The sequence below is a fragment of the Haematospirillum jordaniae genome (assembly GCF_001611975.1).
GTDB classification, from domain to species: Bacteria; Pseudomonadota; Alphaproteobacteria; order Rhodospirillales; family Rhodospirillaceae; genus Haematospirillum; species Haematospirillum jordaniae.
Genome location: NZ_CP014525.1, coordinates 361908 through 379095, shown reverse-complemented (window position 1 = coordinate 379095; position 17188 = coordinate 361908). Strand labels below are relative to the sequence as shown.

At 55.5% G+C, this 17188-nt stretch carries 17 protein-coding genes; 5 read left to right on the top strand and 12 right to left on the bottom strand.

Going from position 1 to position 17188, the window contains the following annotated elements:
* Positions 1–56: 56 nt before the first annotated feature.
* Positions 57–1232 (bottom strand): acetyl-CoA C-acetyltransferase, encoded by a 1176-nt coding sequence (locus AY555_RS01905; RefSeq protein ID WP_066132705.1) that lies wholly within the window; start codon positions 1230–1232, stop codon positions 57–59.
* A 105-nt stretch (positions 1233–1337) separates the two neighbouring features.
* Positions 1338–2573: an alpha/beta fold hydrolase gene (locus AY555_RS11480; protein WP_082811800.1), complete on the bottom strand. Its 1236-nt coding sequence runs from the start codon at positions 2571–2573 to the stop codon at positions 1338–1340.
* Between the two features lie 335 nt (positions 2574–2908).
* On the opposite strand from AY555_RS11480, the gene phaR reads away from it, so the two are divergent.
* Complete coding sequence (gene phaR / locus AY555_RS01890; RefSeq protein WP_066132699.1) at positions 2909–3484, top strand: polyhydroxyalkanoate synthesis repressor PhaR; 576 nt, start codon at positions 2909–2911, stop codon at positions 3482–3484.
* 446 nt (positions 3485–3930) lie between these two features.
* The gene (locus AY555_RS01885) at positions 3931–4326 is read left to right on the top strand and encodes a helix-turn-helix domain-containing protein (protein WP_066132696.1); all 396 of its coding nucleotides are present in this window, start codon (positions 3931–3933) and stop codon (positions 4324–4326) included.
* Positions 4327–4386: 60 nt separating this feature from the next.
* On the opposite strand, the gene queG is transcribed toward AY555_RS01885, so the two are convergent.
* The 4 genes from queG to AY555_RS01865 are packed head-to-tail and all read right to left on the bottom strand — an operon-like array spanning position 4387 to position 8625.
* Complete coding sequence (gene queG, locus AY555_RS01880) at positions 4387–5535, bottom strand: tRNA epoxyqueuosine(34) reductase QueG (protein WP_066132694.1); 1149 nt, start codon at positions 5533–5535, stop codon at positions 4387–4389.
* A gap of 32 nt (positions 5536–5567) precedes the next feature.
* Entirely contained in the window at positions 5568–6134 is a 567-nt protein-coding gene (gene rsmD / locus AY555_RS01875; protein ID WP_066132691.1) for a 16S rRNA (guanine(966)-N(2))-methyltransferase RsmD, read from the bottom strand.
* A gap of 17 nt (positions 6135–6151) precedes the next feature.
* The gene (locus AY555_RS12300; RefSeq protein WP_066132688.1) at positions 6152–7912 is read right to left on the bottom strand and encodes a pseudouridine synthase; all 1761 of its coding nucleotides are present in this window, start codon (positions 7910–7912) and stop codon (positions 6152–6154) included.
* On the bottom strand, positions 7909–8625 hold the full coding sequence (locus AY555_RS01865) for a gamma-glutamyl-gamma-aminobutyrate hydrolase family protein (RefSeq protein ID WP_066132687.1): 717 nt from the start codon (positions 8623–8625) through the stop codon (positions 7909–7911). The genes AY555_RS12300 and AY555_RS01865 overlap by 4 nt, the downstream gene beginning before the upstream one ends.
* A gap of 99 nt (positions 8626–8724) precedes the next feature.
* Between AY555_RS01865 and AY555_RS01860 the strand changes: the two genes are divergently transcribed.
* Together AY555_RS01860 and AY555_RS01855 are read left to right on the top strand one after the other, a co-directional pair.
* A complete protein-coding gene (locus AY555_RS01860) occupies positions 8725–9186 on the top strand; it encodes a nucleoside deaminase (protein WP_066132685.1) in 462 nt (153 codons plus the stop codon).
* Between the two features lie 61 nt (positions 9187–9247).
* Positions 9248–9763, top strand: coding sequence for a hypothetical protein (locus tag AY555_RS01855; protein ID WP_066132682.1), 516 nt, complete (start codon positions 9248–9250; stop codon positions 9761–9763).
* 10 nt (positions 9764–9773) lie between these two features.
* On the opposite strand, the gene AY555_RS01850 is transcribed toward AY555_RS01855, so the two are convergent.
* Positions 9774–10442, bottom strand: a complete 669-nt coding sequence (locus AY555_RS01850; RefSeq protein ID WP_066132679.1) for a class I SAM-dependent methyltransferase — start codon at positions 10440–10442, stop codon at positions 9774–9776.
* A 559-nt stretch (positions 10443–11001) separates the two neighbouring features.
* Here AY555_RS01850 and AY555_RS01840 point away from each other — a divergent pair.
* The gene (locus AY555_RS01840; protein WP_066132673.1) at positions 11002–11466 is read left to right on the top strand and encodes a MaoC family dehydratase; all 465 of its coding nucleotides are present in this window, start codon (positions 11002–11004) and stop codon (positions 11464–11466) included.
* A 13-nt stretch (positions 11467–11479) separates the two neighbouring features.
* On the opposite strand, the gene AY555_RS01835 is transcribed toward AY555_RS01840, so the two are convergent.
* From AY555_RS01835 to msbA, 5 genes are read right to left on the bottom strand one after another with little or no spacing between them, the layout of a single operon-like run.
* On the bottom strand, positions 11480–12358 hold the full coding sequence (locus AY555_RS01835) for a lipid A biosynthesis lauroyl acyltransferase (RefSeq protein ID WP_066132670.1): 879 nt from the start codon (positions 12356–12358) through the stop codon (positions 11480–11482).
* Positions 12355–13314: a tetraacyldisaccharide 4'-kinase gene (lpxK, locus tag AY555_RS01830; RefSeq protein WP_066132669.1), complete on the bottom strand. Its 960-nt coding sequence runs from the start codon at positions 13312–13314 to the stop codon at positions 12355–12357. The genes AY555_RS01835 and lpxK overlap by 4 nt, the downstream gene beginning before the upstream one ends.
* On the bottom strand, positions 13314–14597 hold the full coding sequence (locus AY555_RS01825; RefSeq protein WP_066132663.1) for a 3-deoxy-D-manno-octulosonic acid transferase: 1284 nt from the start codon (positions 14595–14597) through the stop codon (positions 13314–13316). The genes lpxK and AY555_RS01825 overlap by 1 nt, the downstream gene beginning before the upstream one ends.
* Entirely contained in the window at positions 14594–15316 is a 723-nt protein-coding gene (locus tag AY555_RS01820) for a lysophospholipid acyltransferase family protein (protein WP_066132660.1), read from the bottom strand. Before AY555_RS01820 ends, AY555_RS01825 begins: the two co-directional genes overlap by 4 nt.
* A complete protein-coding gene (gene msbA / locus AY555_RS01815; protein ID WP_322099088.1) occupies positions 15310–17091 on the bottom strand; it encodes a lipid A export permease/ATP-binding protein MsbA in 1782 nt (593 codons plus the stop codon). Before msbA ends, AY555_RS01820 begins: the two co-directional genes overlap by 7 nt.
* Positions 17092–17188 lie beyond the last annotated feature (97 nt).

The following is a 17188-nucleotide window of genomic DNA, read 5'->3' as shown; positions in this document are numbered from 1 at the left end:
TCCCCGGTTGTCGAATAGGCCCGGTGGCTCTGGTGAAGGTAAAGCACGGGATTATCTCACACTTTCTCTACTGCCAAGGCAACGCCCATTCCACCGCCAATGCAGAGCGTTGCTAGGCCCTTTCTGGCTTCTCGTTTTTGCATTTCGTGCACAAGGGTGACAAAGACACGGGCGCCGGATGCACCGATAGGATGCCCAAGAGCGATAGCGCCGCCATTTACGTTGACCTTCTCTGTATTCCAGCCTAGTTCCCGGTTTACGCTCATGGCTTGGGCGGCAAAGGCCTCATTGGCTTCTATCAGATCTAGATCATCCGGTGTCCATCCCGCCTTTTCCAAGGCTTTGCGTGTCGCCGGGATCGGGCCTGTCCCCATGATGGCCGGATCAACGCCAGCAGAGGCAAAAGATTTGATGCGCACCAGTGGTTTCAGGCCTCTTTTGTGTGCGGTGTCTGCAGACATAAGAACAACGGCGGCTGCACCATCGTTGAGGCCGGAGGCATTTCCAGCTGTGACAGTCCCATCTTTTGTGAAGGCAGGACGCAGGCGTGCCAGTGTCTCGATTGTGGTACCGGCACGTGGATATTCATCCTGATCAAAAATACTTTCTTCTTTCTTGCCTGTGATTTTGACAGGGACAATTTCGTCCTTGAATCGCCCGTTGCGCAGGGCGGCTTCAGCCTTTTGTTGGGAATGTACAGCAAATGCATCTTGCTCCTGACGCGTAAAGCCCCATCGGCTGGCAATATTTTCCGCTGTATTACCCATATGGTAGTTATTGAAAGCGCACCACAAACCATCACGAATCATCGTGTCCACCAACTCGGTGGATCCCATCTTGATGCCCGATCTCAGCCATGCGCAATGAGGGGCGTTGCTCATGCTTTCCTGACCGCCAGCGACCACAACATCAGCCGTATCCGCCATAATCGCCATGGCGCCCTGTATAATTGCTCTCAGTCCAGACCCGCACACCATGTTCAGTGTCCAAGATGGAACGTGTTCGGGTATGCCGGCTTTTATGGATGCTTGCCGTGCCGGGTTCTGCCCGGATCCTCCTGTCAGCACCTGTCCCATGATGACTTCTGATACCGTGTTGGCTTCAAGACTAGCCCGCCTTAGCGCTTCACGAATAACAAGAGAGCCAAGTTCCGGGGCTTGCAGAGGGGACAAGCTGCCGTTAAAGGCGCCAATGGCCGTACGCGTGGCGCTGACAATCACAACATCGGGCATTGAACGCTTCCTTGTGTATGTGTTTATCGTCTCGCAGGAACTATGTGCACTATCTTTAGGTGTTGGTAATGTCATTATTCTATTTTAAGGGGCATTTCCTGTCTATCATCTGTCTTGCGATGCTGCGCCATGAATCCACTGCACTAGGGGGCGATACATGGCATCAGGTGCCGTATGACCAGTTACCATACCGATATGCCCTAGGTGCACTTCCCGTGTTTGTGGGTTTGGAAGGGCTTTGGCCAGTGCGCGGGCGCAGTCTGGTGGGACAATGCGGTCCTGTGTCGGAATGACGAGCAGCGAAGGGGCTTTCAACATATCAGGTGCAATACAGGTGCCCCCTACGGTCCATTGTTTTCGTGCTGGTTTGTTATGAACGTACCAGTCGATAAGACATTCCTGTGCAACCGGACCAGCCAAGGGTACGCCATCGTTGAGCCAGTCTTCGACAGCAACAAACATGTTGGCCCGTGTGGATCGTGGCTGCATGTGCGCAAATGCCCGGAACTTCTTGCCAACCGTGCCTGGGTCCAGCATGGAGAACAGCGCTTGGATCAGGTCTGTTGCCATAAAACCGGTCTTGTGAATCAAGGTGGAAAGATGGGGGGCAACGGTGCGCAACGCAGCTCTTCCATTGTCAAGTCCGGCATGAAAGTCCCATGGTGTAGCTAGACCGATGTAGCCGGCACAAAGATCCGGCCTGCGCAGGGCTAGTGCGAGTGCCAGAAGGCCTCCCATGCAATAGCCCAGAATGATGGGAGGCTGCCCGCTCTCTGTGTGGATTGCCTGAGCGGCGGGTATCAGGCGGCGCTGAATATAATCGGCAAGACTGAAATGGATTTCTTCTGGTCCAGGGGCATCCCAGTCCATCAGGAATGGTCTGATGCCGCGGCGCGCCATATAGCGAACCAAGCTGCGACTGCCTGTCAGATCAAGAATGACAGCCCGGTTGATAAGCGAGGGAACGAGGAGGACCGGAATGCCACGCTCCGAGAATTGGTGCAGGCGTGATGTTCCGGCCTTCCAGAACAGGGGTGGAGGAGCCAGTCGTCTGGGCAGACGATATTGACGATAGCGTGTGATGCCTTGCAGAAATGTGGCGTAACGCCGTCTGGCTTCTTCCTCAAGAGCTAGGGCGAATCCGTTTTGATCCAGTTTTGCTGCGGGGGGCAGCCGATCGTTCCAATAGGGAGACCCGTTCCTCAAGGCTTGCGATACGCTGCAACATCCCCCCAGCATCATGGCTTCCGTCATCAGGTGCAGCAGCAGGGGGCGCGGTCCTGGTGGACGTGGCAGCGTTTGGTCCGGTTGTTGGTTCGGGATGCTGCGGTGTGGAGGCATGTTTGTCTGGGTCCGGTCTTTCGGGTGTCAGGCCAGCCAGAACGGATAGGAACCGCTCTGTTAGGGTGAGCATCTCAGGGTCCATGCTGGTTCTGAAGATTTGCTCCTGCCAAAGGTCAAGAGTCTGGCTGGCCAGTTCAGCCAAGGGTGGAGCAGCGTTCTTTGGAGGGTTCTCTTTTGTCATGTGAACAACCATAGCATGTGTACTGTTTTGTGCCACCACACCATCCGGTTTGCTGCGCATTATGCTGCGCAGCATTTTACTTGCTGCAAAGCACTCCGGGGGGCAGTCTGGATGCTCAGAATGACAGGACTGTGCAAGCAAGGAAAGTGTGATGGCCGAACCTCAGAAAGAGCCCGTAACGATTAAGAAATATGCCAACAGAAGACTCTATAATACAGCGACGTCAAGCTACGTTACGCTGGATTACCTGTCACGTATGGTCAAGGAAGGAACCGATTTCGTCGTCTATGATGCGAAAAGCGGTGACGATATTACCCGCTCTGTCCTGACTCAGATTATTGTGGAAGAGGAAAACAAGGGCGGACAAAATTTGTTGCCGATCAGTTTTCTGCGTCAGCTCATCGGATTCTATGGGGACAGTCTGGGAGGCATTCTGCCGCGTTATCTGGAGCAGAGCATGCAGTCCTTTACCCGTAATGGTGAAAACATGCGGGACATTATGAAGAATACATTTGGTGGCATATTCCCGATGGAGCAGTTCGAGGAGCTGAACAAACAGAATATGACCTTGTTTGAGAATGCCCTGAAAATGTTCGGACGTTTTTACGGCGAAGAAGCAAACCGGAATCAATCAGGAGATGGCAGTAGTCCCGATACGGCAATTGAGGACCTGAAGGCCAAGCTTGATGCGATGCAGAGCCAGCTTGATTCTTTCCTCAAGAAATAGGTTGTATGTGCTGTGGGGGATAAAAATTTCTTCCCCCACTTTTTCTTTCCGATCGCAGCCAATATGAACTGTGTCTGTCGAGAAAACCGCTATTAGATGGTAATGAGCGATCGTTTTTCTGTCGCCGTATGCGCCCGGGCATTGTTCTGCATCTTTTCATGCGAACAGGCCGTTTCTTTCCCGCAGGTTGACGATTTTTTAGATATGTGTACGAATAGTATTTCGCCCCACCGTTGATTGGGTGGGTGCAATTATACGTTTTGGTATTGGGGATCCCCTAGTATTGCTTGCGGCTATTGGGGAAACCGCGTATCCCTGAAGTTGATGAGCAGAAAGGCAATGGTCGCATGAGACGACCTGTTCTTGCTCCGGTCTGCCCGGTTTCCCTGTCTGGAGGGGCCGCAACCCGGGCGACAGCGCATGTTGAGTGGAAAGGAACTGGAATAATGAACTATAGCGCTTCTCCTGACCGTGGTGATCAGCCTGCAAACCGTGCTACAGATACGGACCGGCATGTTGGCGCCCGTATTCGTGACCGCAGGATCAAGCTGGGGCTTTCCCAGCAACAGATGGCTGACATGATTGGTGTAACCTATCAGCAGGCTCACAAGTATGAACGCGGCATCAACCGTATATCGGCTGGTCGTTTGCGCGAGATTGCCTTGGTTCTGGATGTGGAAGTTGGTTACTTCTACGAGGAACTTGGGCAGAGCACGGCCAAGGAAGTCCATCCGCGTCAGCGTATGTGTCTGGAGCTTGCTCGTAATTTCGCTCTTATAAACAATGAGCGTCATCAGGAGGCTCTGTGCAATTTGGCACGTGCCTTGGCTTCCGGAGCTTGATTTACACATATAACGACAAAAGCCGGGGTGGTCATAACAGGACCTTCCCGGCTTTTGTTTTCAGGGCTGGATGCTGGATGGTTTTCCCCCCAGCATCCATTCTTCCCTGACGCAAGGATCACTTTCATCCTTCCCGTATGCTTCTGCCAGATCGTGAAAATCCCGTATGTCCAGAAGGCGTGACAGAGCCCAAACGGCCGCGCCGCGAATAACAGGGTTCGGATCATTCAGGTGTGGCGTGATTTTCTTGGTTATAGCCGCATCACCGCTGTTTCCAGCTGCAATCAGGACGTTGCGAATGAAGCGCGGTCTGCTGATTCGTTTGACGGGGGATGCCGAGAATAACGTGCGGAAAGAAGCGTCGTCCAGTTCAAGCAGATCGGCTAGGCGGGGGGCTGTCAGTTCGACGCGCGGCTTGAAGGCATCATGGGGTGTTGGTGGGGCGAAGCGGTTCCACGGACATACCGCCGTACAGTCATCACAGCCATAGATGCGATTGCCAAAGCGAGATCTTAAGGCGTAGGGAATGGGGCCTTTGTGCTCGATTGTCAGATACGATATGCACTTGCGGGCATCAATCCTCCCTTCCGCGTCAAATGCAGATGTTGGGCAAATATCCAAGCACCGCGTACATCGCCCACAGTGTTCCGATGCGGGGGAATCAGGCGGCAGATCCAGAGTGGTCAGGATTTCCCCCAAGAACAGCCAGGATCCAAAGCGACGCGATACAATATTGGTGTGTTTGCCTTGCCATCCCAGACCCGCAGCGGCGGCCAATGGCTTTTCCATCAAGGGTGCGGTATCTACAAAAACCTTTATGTCTTGGTCGCATATGTGCTGTATCCGTGCTCCGAGTTGCTTCAGGCGTCCCTTGATCAGATCGTGATAGTCGCGATTACGGGCATAGACACTGATATACCCCCGGCTGTGATGCATAAGGCCGCTAAGAGGATTGTGGCCTGGTGCATAGTTGGTTCCAAGGGAGATAACCGTTGCAGCTTCTGGCCACAGGGCCCGTGGATCCGTGCGGCGTGACTGTGTCTCGGCCATCCAGCCCATTGTGCCGTGGCACCCTTGGGCCAGCCATGACGACAGCCTGCGGCGTGTTTTTTCATTCAGTTCAGCGCGCGCAAAGCCAATACAGTCAAAGCCTTCCTTTATGGCGGCCTTGCGGATACGCTCCTTGATCTGGTCCGTTCCAGTTTGCATGGTTCCGCTGTTGTCGCGTGAGATGGCTTTATTCAGTCTGGTCTGTACAGGAGAAATCGGGTCATGGCCTTGCCGTAACGGCGCTGTTTAATGATCTGGAAATCCGGCACACAGGCATGGTGTGTGTTTGCTGCGGTTTCCACGACAATGATGCTTCCGGTCTTGACCCACCCGTTTGTTGCCAGATTCTGCAGGACCATTTCAGCAATGGTTTCTGCGTAAGGCGGATCCATAAGAATAAGGGAGAAAGGCGCTGTAGCCCTTGGCAGTCTCAGAACATCGCCCGCGATGACCTGTGTTTGCTGATCAAGGGTCAGGGCCCGTATATTACGTTTCAGCGCAGCAAGAGCGGGTGGTGCCCTATCAACAAATGTTGCACTTTCTGCACCGCGTGAGAGTGCCTCCAGTCCCAAGGCACCTGTTCCACAAAACAGATCGGCGACGGTTGCACCAGCCAGCGTGAATCCTTCTTTGTGCAGGCCATGGAGAAGAATGTTGAAAACAGCTTCACGGGCACGGGCAGCGGTGGGACGGACAATGTCCGTCCCTTCAGGAGCTACGAGCTTCTTGCCACGAAAGCGACCGCCAATGATTTGCATGCTATCCCGTCGTACGTTCAGGACGCGTCATAGCGTTTGCGCGGAGCACCAGCAGCGGAACGCGGCCGGTCCTCACGGTTGCGGAACCCATCTTCACGGCGTGGACGGAAACCTTCCTCGCGACGTGGGCGGAATTCATCCCGTGCCGGGCGTTCGCTCCCTGCGGAACGCGGCCGGTCCTCACGGTTGCGGAACCCGTCTTCACGGCGTGGACGGAAACCTTCCTCGCGACGTGGGCGGAATTCATCCCGTGCCGGGCGTTCGCTCCCTGCGGAACGCGGCCGGTCCTCACGGTTGCGGAACCCGTCTTCACGGCGTGGACGGAAACCTTCCTCGCGACGTGGGCGGAATTCATCCCGTGCCGGGCGTTCGCTCCCTGCGGAACGCGGCCGGTCCTCGCGGTTGCGGAACCCATCTTCACGGCGTGGACGGAAACCTTCCTCGCGACGTGGGCGGAATTCATCCCGTGCCGGGCGTTCGCTCCCTGCGGAACGCGGCCGGTCCTCGCGGTTGCGGAACCCGTCTTCACGGCGTGGACGGAAACCTTCCTCGCGACGTGGGCGGAATTCATCCCGTGCCGGGCGTTCGCTCCCTGCGGAACGCGGCCGGTCCTCACGGTTGCGGAACCCGTCTTCACGGCGTGGGCGATTTTCGTTGTTGTGGTCCCGGTCCTTGTGGTGTGGGCGACGCGCACGGGATGGGGCTGTCTCTTCAGCCCTGAATGATGTGCGGCTTTTCTGCTCGTTTGGCATAGAGTCTACTTTGTTGGTTTTATGAAAATGTTTCCGGTGCCCGGGGCGTGTAGGCGCTGCTTTTGCCTTTGCCCATCCGGTCCGGTCCGTAACGGGTTTGCCCGTAGGCCCCGATTGGTTTGGATCAAGGCTCGCCAGCTGTTCACGCAGAAGACGGGGAGGAACTTCCTCAATGCATCCACGTTCCATGCGGCCAAGATAGAAGTTTCCGTAAGCAACCCGAATCAAGCGATTGACGTGATAGCCAAGGTGCTGCATCACCCGCCTGATTTCGCGGTTTTTTCCTTCGGTCAGGGTTATCAGCAGCCATGAATTCGCGCCAACCCGGCGCTCTACGTGTGCCTTGATCGGGCCATAGTGAATGCCCTCGACCGTGATGCCGTTTTCCAGATCGGCCAATCTGTTTTCATCAACCGCACCGTAAACCCGTACCCGGTAGCGACGGTGGATGCCTGTGCTAGGCTGTTCAAGCTTGCGTGCCAGTTCACCATCATTGGTCAACAGCAAAATGCCTTCGGAGTTCAGGTCAAGCCGGCCTACGCTGATGAGACGTGGCAGATTACCAGGCAGGTTCTCGAAAACAGTCGCGCGACCCTGTGGATCACGATGCGTGGTGACAAGGCCCGCAGGCTTGTAATAGCGCCAAAGACGCGGCACATCCGCTTTTGCAACAGGCACGCCATCAACGGTTACCCGATCTGCTTCGGTAACCATAAAGGCCGGTGTATCTAATACCACACCATTGACGGCAACGCGTTGATCTGCAATCCAGCGTTCTCCATCACGGCGTGAGCATACCCCGGCACGGGCAAGGAACTTGCAAATCCTTTCGCCCTCGGTGCCTTGTCCTGTTTCATCGGATTGGGGTTCCGCGCTGTCGTCGTGATGGTCCGGATCATTGTCTTCGTTCCGGGACGAAGAATCCGCCGTGAAATCCAGTTCTTCCAGCGAGGTATCAAGCTCGGGCAGCTCTTCCTCGTTGTTGGGGCTGGGCATGTCGAGTGGGGTGATGGTATCGGGTGTCATGGGAGGCGCGCCTCGTTGATAAAGGCGTCAAAGATTTTCTTGTCCGCCGGGCTGATGTGATACTCCGGGTGCCATTGCACACCGAGGCAAAAGGAATAGGAAGGATGTTCAATGGCTTCGACAACGCCATCGGGTGCTGTTGCGCTGACAACAACTCCCGGGCCAGGTGTTTTTGCAGCTTGGTGGTGTGCCGAGTTGACGGGAAATTCCTGCTCGCCCGTAATACGATGGAGTAGTGTACCCTCGTGCACACGAACGCTATGTCCGGGTTCAGTACGTGGGTTGGGCTGTTCGTGAGCCAAGGGAGCGGTGATCTCGTCGGGTATATGCTGGATCAGCGTACCGCCCAGCAGAACGTGCAGAAGTTGCTGCCCGCCACAGATTCCCAGAACAGGCTTGTTAGCAGCAAGGGCTGCCCGTGTTATAGCGGCTTCAAACAGGGTTCGACCGGGTTTCAGCGTAACGGTTTCGTGACGTTGGTCAGAACCAAACATGGCAGGATCGATGTCAAAGGCGCCACCGGCAATCAAGAGACCATCGATCATCTTGATGTAGGCTTCTGTGCATGCCTCTTCATGAGGCAGCAGCAAGGGTACACCCCCGGCCTTGACCACGGATTCCACGTAATTCTTGCGCAAGGCATACCACGGCAACTTTGAGTAGCCGCCCCCATCCTCGCTGTCTAGGGGAATTCCAATAACGGGTGCTTTCATGGGTCCCTTCTTACCGTTCCCGTATCAATCCGGCAATCATCCTGTAGAGAAGCAAAGCAAACTCTTGACGCCAAGTGTCTGTAACCAGACATTCAAGCCATGAAAAATAATGTTTCCCATAGTCCGATGATGGCTGCTTTGGCCGAAGCCCATGCCGCTGCCAAACGCGGGGAAGTGCCTGTTGGCGCGGTTGTCGTTTGTAAGGGCGAGATCATCGCCCGTGCGTCCAACTGTACCGAGGAACAGTGTGATGCTACGGCTCATGCCGAGATTCTGGCCCTGAGGCAGGCTGCAAAGCATTGCAGAAGCGCGCGGCTCGATGATTGTGATCTGTATGTTACCCTTGAACCGTGTGCCTTATGTGCGGCTGCCGTGTCTTTTTTTCGTATTCGACGCCTGTATTTCGGGGCCTATGACCCCAAAGGTGGTGCTGTCGAGCATGGCCCCAGACTGTATACCCAGCCAACGTGCCATCACAGGCCGGAAGTATACGGAGGATTGGCTGAAACGCAATGTGCTGATGTGCTGCGTGCCTTTTTTCGTTCCTTGCGCCAGACTTGATGCCGGTTATAGAAGCCGGGGTGTGTCCAGAGTCGGTTCATCCTCGTTGGAGTAGAGGCACATGTTATTTTTTCACAGGCAGTTACGGTACATTCTGGCGGTAGCCTTTGCCCTTGTGTCTGCTCTTTCGGTGTTCCCGCCTTCGGATGCAGAGGCTGGGTCTGGCGGGAAAAAGGCTTCAAAACCGCGTAGCGAGGCCAATGCGGTACCCGGTGACTATATCCAGCTGGATGTGATCTGGATTCCTGTGGTGGACGGTCAGAACACCCTGTACCAAGGTCTTTTTGTCCGTCTTTTCGTTCCTCCTCCGCCTGAGCCTGTAGAGGGTGCGCCGCCATCCAACGCCCGTTATCAGGCGTGCGTGAAGGCGCCATGGGCTCGACAAGCCATCATCGCGGCTCTTAACGATATTCCTGCAAGCCGCAAGGAGTTTGCTGACGAAGCCAAGCTCAAGCGGCGGGTGGAGCAAGCTGTACAGACCATTTCCAAGGAGAAGGTCTATCGGTCGATAGAGATATCCACCAACGTGTTGGTACCAGATGCTGATGCAGCCATGTTATCAAATACTTGCAAGTAGCACTGTTCTTTCAGAGCAGGGGTGCTCTTGCTGTGAAAAGGGCAACTGTACCATGTGTGCGAACCTGAACTGATCCAAAGTGCTTCTTCAGGGCTGTTTCCAGGTTTTCTGCAGTGTCGTGCCGGTTACCGAAAATCCCTTTCTTGTTGTAAACGTTCATCAGCGTGCGGCCAAAGCTATTGTGGTTCGCATGATCCCCTAGGATTGTTGCACCGTAGAGTATGCCGTCTGTGCTCAGTGCTGTTTTCAGGCAGTGAAAAGCCGCGGCCTTGTCCTCCATGGTTCTTGGCAGGCAATGCAGAAGGTAGAACAGTGAAATGGAGTCCCAGCTTTGCGCCGGGAGTTGAACCAATGGATTCAGGATATCAGCTTGGATTGATGTTGTGCCCGACCGTCCGATCCGGTCCGAGGCTGCGTTCAGGCTATCCGGGTTAAGATCTAGGAGGGTCAGCCTAGCATTGTCCCGGAACGTTGTATTCGCAGGATAAAAGCCCGTTCCAACACCAACATCTAGGTGTCGGTTGCTTGCGTGTTCCGTGAAGAAGGGGAGCAGGATGGTCCGTGTCGGACACTGCCACGCCAGCGTGTTTGATACCCCGAGTACCCAGAAATCATAAAGTTTCAAGATGAAGCGCGAGTATACGGCTGCCCCCGCTGTGGTATCAAGTGTTGTTGTCATCGCCTGTCCCCACCAAAAACAACGCGGCCACTCTTGACCGGGGGACAAGTTTTATCAGCCCTTTCTATTCAATTGAAGATAGATTTTTCTGGGGTCACCTTCTTTTACTATGTTCGTATCCTTTGGCTTGCATGCAGGCCTCAAGGATTTCTGTGTAGTGTTTCATGGCATTGCTCCGGTCTTGGATGTCCAAGGCATGTGTGGCGGAACTTGTGCTGTCCACATACCGTCTTCCCCCGCTTATCCCTTCGGCATAACGTCGGCAGGACAGCCATTCCCGCTGTGTTTCCGTGTCACTGGAGCCTGATTTTGACCAAGGAGGAACTGCTGCTGCGCAAGATGACAGGACTGTGCTGACACATATGACAGCTGGCAGGAACAAAGAGCGTATATGCATGGAGTCGTCTCGAGGAATTCTGGTCTTCATGGGTCGAGCATACAGGCACGGCATGTGTCCGTCATGTCTCCTTTGCTTGTGACAGAGCCCTGTAGGGGGTTATACTGCGACGCACAAATTGTGCGGTGCATAGTATGCCCGTAACGCCAAGGAGACCCTGCGATGAACAGTGTTGTTACGGGTTTTGCTGTTGATTCTCCCGTCCATTATTTTGAAGATATTATCAAGGGTGCCTATGCGTCGTTTAGCAAAACGGTGACAGAGGCAGATATGGTTCTGTTTGCAGGGATTAGCGGCGATACAAACCCGATCCATATCAATCAAGAATTTGCCGAACGCACAGCCTTTGCCGGGCGGATTGTGCATGGCATGTTGTCTGCGGGTTTCATATCGACTGTTCTGGGGATGAAGTTACCGGGTCCGGGGGCAGTCTATATGTCCCAGACCCTTAACTTCCGGGCACCCGTGCGCGTTGGGGATACTGTAACCGCTAGGGCCGAGGTTATTGACCTGATACCGGAAAAAAGAGTGGTCGTGTTGCAAACAGTGTGTTTGGTCAAGGAGAAGGTTGTTCTGGATGGAGAAGCTAGGATGACCATGCCCTCTCGCCAGCGGCATGCCCGTTGATTGCTGTTGCTTTTCATTCATCCGGCCAGCGCCGGTGTACCCATAGCCATTGTTCCGGATTTTCGCGGATCCATCCCTCCACCATGGCATTGACATCCTTCATGATCTTTTCCACCCCATCATGATGGTCCGCACATATTTCGGGCAAAAGGGGGGGAAGGATGTCGATACGGAATCTGGCCCCATTTAGGCGAATAACTCGTGCCGGTACGGCGGGTATACCATACTTCAGGATAAACTGGGCCAGAGCCGGAGCCGTCATGGCTGTGCGACCGAAAAAAGGCACAGGAATACCGTCGTTCATTTTCTGGTCTACCAGCATACCAACGTGTTCACCGCTTTTCAGAAGGGCAAGGCCCTGTCTGGCCCCTGATGCCCCCTTGGGTAGAAGGATTCCATTCCCCCGTCGCAACCGTGTGAATAACCGGCGCATCAGGGGATTATTGGGGGCACGGTAGAAAAGGTGAATGGGCAGCCCCTGATCCGCAGCGGCCAAGGCAGCCAGTTCCCAGTTGGCAAGGTGAGCCGAGAAAAAGATACCGCCAATGCCATCTTCGGCTAGGGCTTGTATGTGTTCTGCGCCATTCAGCTGTATGCGCCCGCTGTTCCGGTCCATGATGCGTTCTAGGTGCGGGAACTCTCCAACATTTCGCCCCAAGTTATCCCACATCCCTTTCAGGGTTCTCTGGATCCATGCTTCATCCTGTTCCGGGAAGGCCTGCCGCAGATTATGGTTTGCAACGCGGTGCGCGCGCAGCCGCGGGCCTATGATACGCAGGACAAAGCCGCCGATATGCGACGCAACGTCTATTGGAAGGACACGCATAAGCGCCCAGTACAGGCAAGCAAGGGCGACCAGAAGAATATCTGTGACGGTTGGCTTTTCTCTCATCGGGTCAGGGGCTCCAGCAACGCGCTTAGGGCTTCTCCATGATCATCCCATTCCACACGCACCGACAGGACTGAGAGTGCGGAACGCTGTACAGGGTCAATGCGGACGGCATCTTTTGTGGTTGTGACCAGCAGACAGTGTTCACGATGGGCGTGTTCAAGCATCCTGTTGATTTCATTCCGGCTGTAAGGATGGTGATCGGCAAAGGAATAGGTGGAAACCAGCTCGGCTCCTAGCGTTGCTAGAGTATCAAAGAATTTCCCGGGACGTCCGATTCCGGCAAAGGCAACAACACGCTGTCCGCTCCAGATTTGGTCCTTGTTGTCCGGGACGAGGTGCCCCCGCAAAACAGGAAGATGAGCCGGAGCCGTGTCTATAACGCCCGTGCGGTCTTCACCCAGAAGCACAATGCCATCGGCTCTTTTCCATGCTTGGTGTGGGCTTTCCCGTAAGGGACCAGCCGGTATCATCAGGTTATTGCCAAAGCCGTATTGTCCATCAATGACAACTAGGGACAATGTTTTGCTCAGGGACGGATTCTGTAAACCATCATCCATGACGATATACCGGGCGCCCGTCTTGCAGGCTGCTTGTGCTGCGGCCGTGCGATTGCGCGCAACCCATGTTGGAGCTTTCTCAGCCAGAAGAAGGGCCTCGTCACCGGTTTGGTCACAGGTGTGGTGCTGTCGATTGACCTGTACTGGCCCCTTGAGTTTCCCGCCATAGCCGCGCAGCAGGGCATGTGCACCGGGAAGACGTTCAAGAATATCCAGCGTTACCGGTGTTTTTCCGTTTCCCCCTGCAGTTATATTGCCAATGCAGATAACCGGTACGGGTGCTCTCCAAGGGTGTGCGGCGCGTTGCCTCAGACATGTTCCAAGGCCGTATAGCCACCCGAAGGGAGACAGGGCCAAGGCTATCATATTGCGGTGCTGCCACCAGGAGGGGGTTTGCATCAGCTGGCCCCACTGTCGCACAACGGGAGCAGATGAGCCATAATCCGCTCCAGAACAGAGGCCTCTTGGTGGCAGAAGCTTTGAGCAGACTGTGTCAAAGTTTCGCGCATGCCGGGTTGCAGCAAAAGCTGCTGCACTGTTCTGGTCAGCTCTTCTGCATCGGGAACCTGTATCGCAGCACGATGCTGCAACATGCGGATGCTGATTTCAGCAAAGTTTTCCATGTGCGGCCCGAACACAACAGCACTGCCAAGCCGTGCCGGTTCCAGTGGGTTTTGTCCCCCTGTTCCGAGCAGGGATTTGCCGATAAAGGAAACAGGGCACAGGCGATAGAAAAGCCCCAGCTCTCCCAAGGTGTCAGCCAACCAGACGTCACAGTCCTGATCAGGAGCAGACCCGTGGGAGCGGAGGGCGACTGTCATCCCTCTGTCCATTAGCTCCCTTGCAATATCTTCCCCGCGTTCGGGATGGCGGGGCACGATAATGGTCAGCAGGTCAGGTATCTGTGCTGCCATGGCGCGGTGTACCTGTCCGGCCATCAGTTCTTCCCCGGGGTGAGTGGACGATGCCAGCCATACCGGGCGATTTTTTATGACGTTTCGAGCTGCCTCCAGTTTGTCGAGGTCGACCGGCAAAGGGGGTGATGCGTACTTGAGATTTCCTGGGCATACAGGATTCCGGGCCCCCAGTTCCTGCAGGCGTTGCGTGTCTTCCGGGCTTTGTCCCATGCACAGGGAGAAACCAGACAGCATATCCCGGATCAGGGCAGGGGCGAGCCGCCAGCGTTGGAAGGAGTGTTCCGACATCCGTCCGTTGACCAGAGCGGAAGCAATCCTCCGCTCGCGACATGCCTTCAGCAGGTTGGGCCACAGTTCGCTTTCAACCCACAAGGCAAGGTTTGGCTGCCAGTGATCTAGGAACCGTCCTACCCAGCGGGGATGATCCAGGGGGACAAACTGATGTATGATGCGCCCGACTCCGATGTCGTGGAGGCGAGAGGGTAGCAGGCGTGCCGATGTCCGTGTGCCGGTTGTCAGAACAGCTGACCAAGACGGCCGGGCTGTCATCACGGACTGGAGCAGGGGTAGAACAGACAGGCTTTCCCCCACACTGGCCGCGTGGATCCACAGGACAGGTCCTGCGGGGCGCGGGTGGCTGGCAATCCCCCTGCGTTCTGGCAGGCGTTCAGGATCTTCCTTGCCTTGCCGGGCCCGGTACTCAAGCCACAGGCGCAGGGCCGGTGCGCTGGTTGAGACAACGCTATGGTACAAAAAAGGAATCACGTTGATCGCCTTGTCTTGCTTGTCTCCCCGGGGTTAGCGGGGGGGGTCGGTTCATGGCCCATGCGTGCATCGGCGGTGGCAGCCAAGGCAATCATCGCAGTCTCCAGCTGCTCGCGTTCCTGTTCTATCTGGTTCGGGTCTAGGTCCGGTGCGATTGTGACGGGATCCCCCCATGCGATGACCCCCCTGCTGAAAGGCAGTGCCAAGCGGAACCTGTCCCAGCTCCCCAGGATCCTACGATTCTTGCAGGAAAAGGCACACGGGATGATGGGCACACCGCTCAGGCGGGCAATGTCGATAATGCCCCGGCTGGCACGCATCCTTGGCCCCCGGGGGCCATCCGGAGTTACGCCGATGCTGCTTCCTGTCTTGAGGACCTTCAGGATCTGCCGTACGGCAGATGCGCCGCTTTTACCCGAGCTTCCGGCAATAGAGTGAAGGCCAAGGTAAGATATTGTCTCCGCAATCAGTTGTCCGTCGCGGTGCTGCGAGATCAGCATGTACATCACGCGCCCTGTGCGCCATGCGTAGGGCATCATTAGCAGATGCCCATGCCAGAACGCCATGATGAAAGGCTTGTTCTCTGCCCACATGCGTTTGGGCTGTTCGTCATTGTCTACGGTCCATGATCCGGTATGCCAGACCAGCCGTATGTACAGGGATCCCAGCCAGCTGAAGAGGGAACGGACACGGTCGTTGCGCAGAATTTTTTTCAGCATGACGGTCCTGGTTCTGTTGTGTCCCTGAACTGAAGGGCATACAGGGCGGCATAGGCCCCACCACGTTCCAGAAGATCCTGATGGGTACCATGCTCGATAACCCGACCTTCATCAATAACATGAATGAGATCGGCTTGGGTTATGGTTGACAGGCGGTGCGCTATAACAACCGTTGTGCGTCCCTGCATCAGGGTTTGAAGAGCGTCCTGAACCTGACGCTCGCTTTCGGTGTCAAGGGCGCTGGTGGCTTCATCCAGCAGAAGGACCGGTGCATTCTTCAGGATGGCTCGGGCAATGGCAATTCGTTGCCGTTGTCCCCCGGACAGGCTCATGCCACGTTCCCCGACCGGTGTTGCATACCCCATGGGCAGCGCAGAGATGAAGTCGTGTGCGGCGGCTAGGCGGGCTGCATGTTCAATCTCTGTCTCATTGGCATCTGGTTTGCCGAAGGCAATATTGGCCCGGATTGTATCATCGAACAGGACAACCTCCTGACTGACTAGGGCGACGGATTGGCGGAGTGAGTCGAGCGTTGCCTGACGCACGTCCAGCCCGTCTATCAGCACAGCGCCAGAGGCAACATCATAGAAGCGTGGTATCAGGTTCAGAATGGTTGATTTTCCTGCCCCGGATGGCCCGACCAGCGCGACAGTCTTCCCGGGCGGGACAACCAAGTTCAGTCCGGAAAGAACAGCTTTCTGCCCGTTGTAAGAGAACGAGACATTCCGGAATTCAATCTGCCCGTCGGCTGTTTTCAGGGCAATAGCGTCTGCCCGTTCGGTAATGGCGGTGCGGGTGTCTAGAATAGAGAACAGCCGTTCAGCTCCTGCCAGTCCTTCTTCCAGCGAAGCATTCAGCTTGGCCAGATTCTTCATGGGTTGGTAAGCCAGCATCAGGGCCGTAATGAAGCTGAAAAACTGACCGGCCGTTGTGGTGCCGTCCACAACCCGGCTGCCGCCATACAGAATCACAACAGTGATGGCAATTCCGCCCAGTGTTTCCATGACCGGACTGGACATGGCCCTGATTCGTGATGCCTTGAAAGCCAAGGAGAACAGATCTTCAGTCAGGGCACGAATTTTTGAGCACTCGTGCCCTTCAAGGCCATAGGACTTGACCATCCGGATCCCATGGAAGGATTGCTCGAGAACGGTGTTGAAGGCCCCCATCTGATCCTGGGTGTTGATAGAGACCTTGCGCATGCGGCGCCCGATCCGGGCAATCGGCAAGATGGCAACCGGAAAGACAAAAAAGGCCACCGTCGCCAGAAGCCAGTCCTGCCAGAACATGACAGTTACCAGGCCTATAACGCTCAGCATGTCTTTTCCCAAGCTGGTCAGGGCATTGGAAACCGCATTGCGCATCTGGTTGATATCCACAAGGAAGCGCGATACCAGCCGCCCGGTTGTATTGTGGGCGAAGAAGCCGGCATCCAGTGTCATCAGGTGGCCAAACAGCCATTGTTGCAGGTCGGCAATGATACGCAGTCCAACCCGGGCCATGACAACAGACTGCCCGTACTCTGCTATCCCCTTGGTGGCAAACGTCGCCAGCACCATGCCGGCGACCGGCCACAGCAGGGCTGCATTGCGCAGCATGAACACTTCGTTGACAACCGGTTCCATCAGTTTGGCCACTGCTGCGGTCGCCGCCGCAGAAAGGGCCATGAAGAATGCCGCCAGAACAAGTTGGCCGCGGTATTGGCCAACAGATTCCCGGTAAAGGCGTTTCATCAGGGCCATGGTCGGGGTTCTATGGCGGGTTTCGACGGTCACGCTTGCTTATCCTGTTGCTGTCATGATGCGGCGGGAACCTACCATGTCGGCCTGTTTTGTCCAATCCCGCAGGTATGATGCAAGGCTTCCTCCGGGG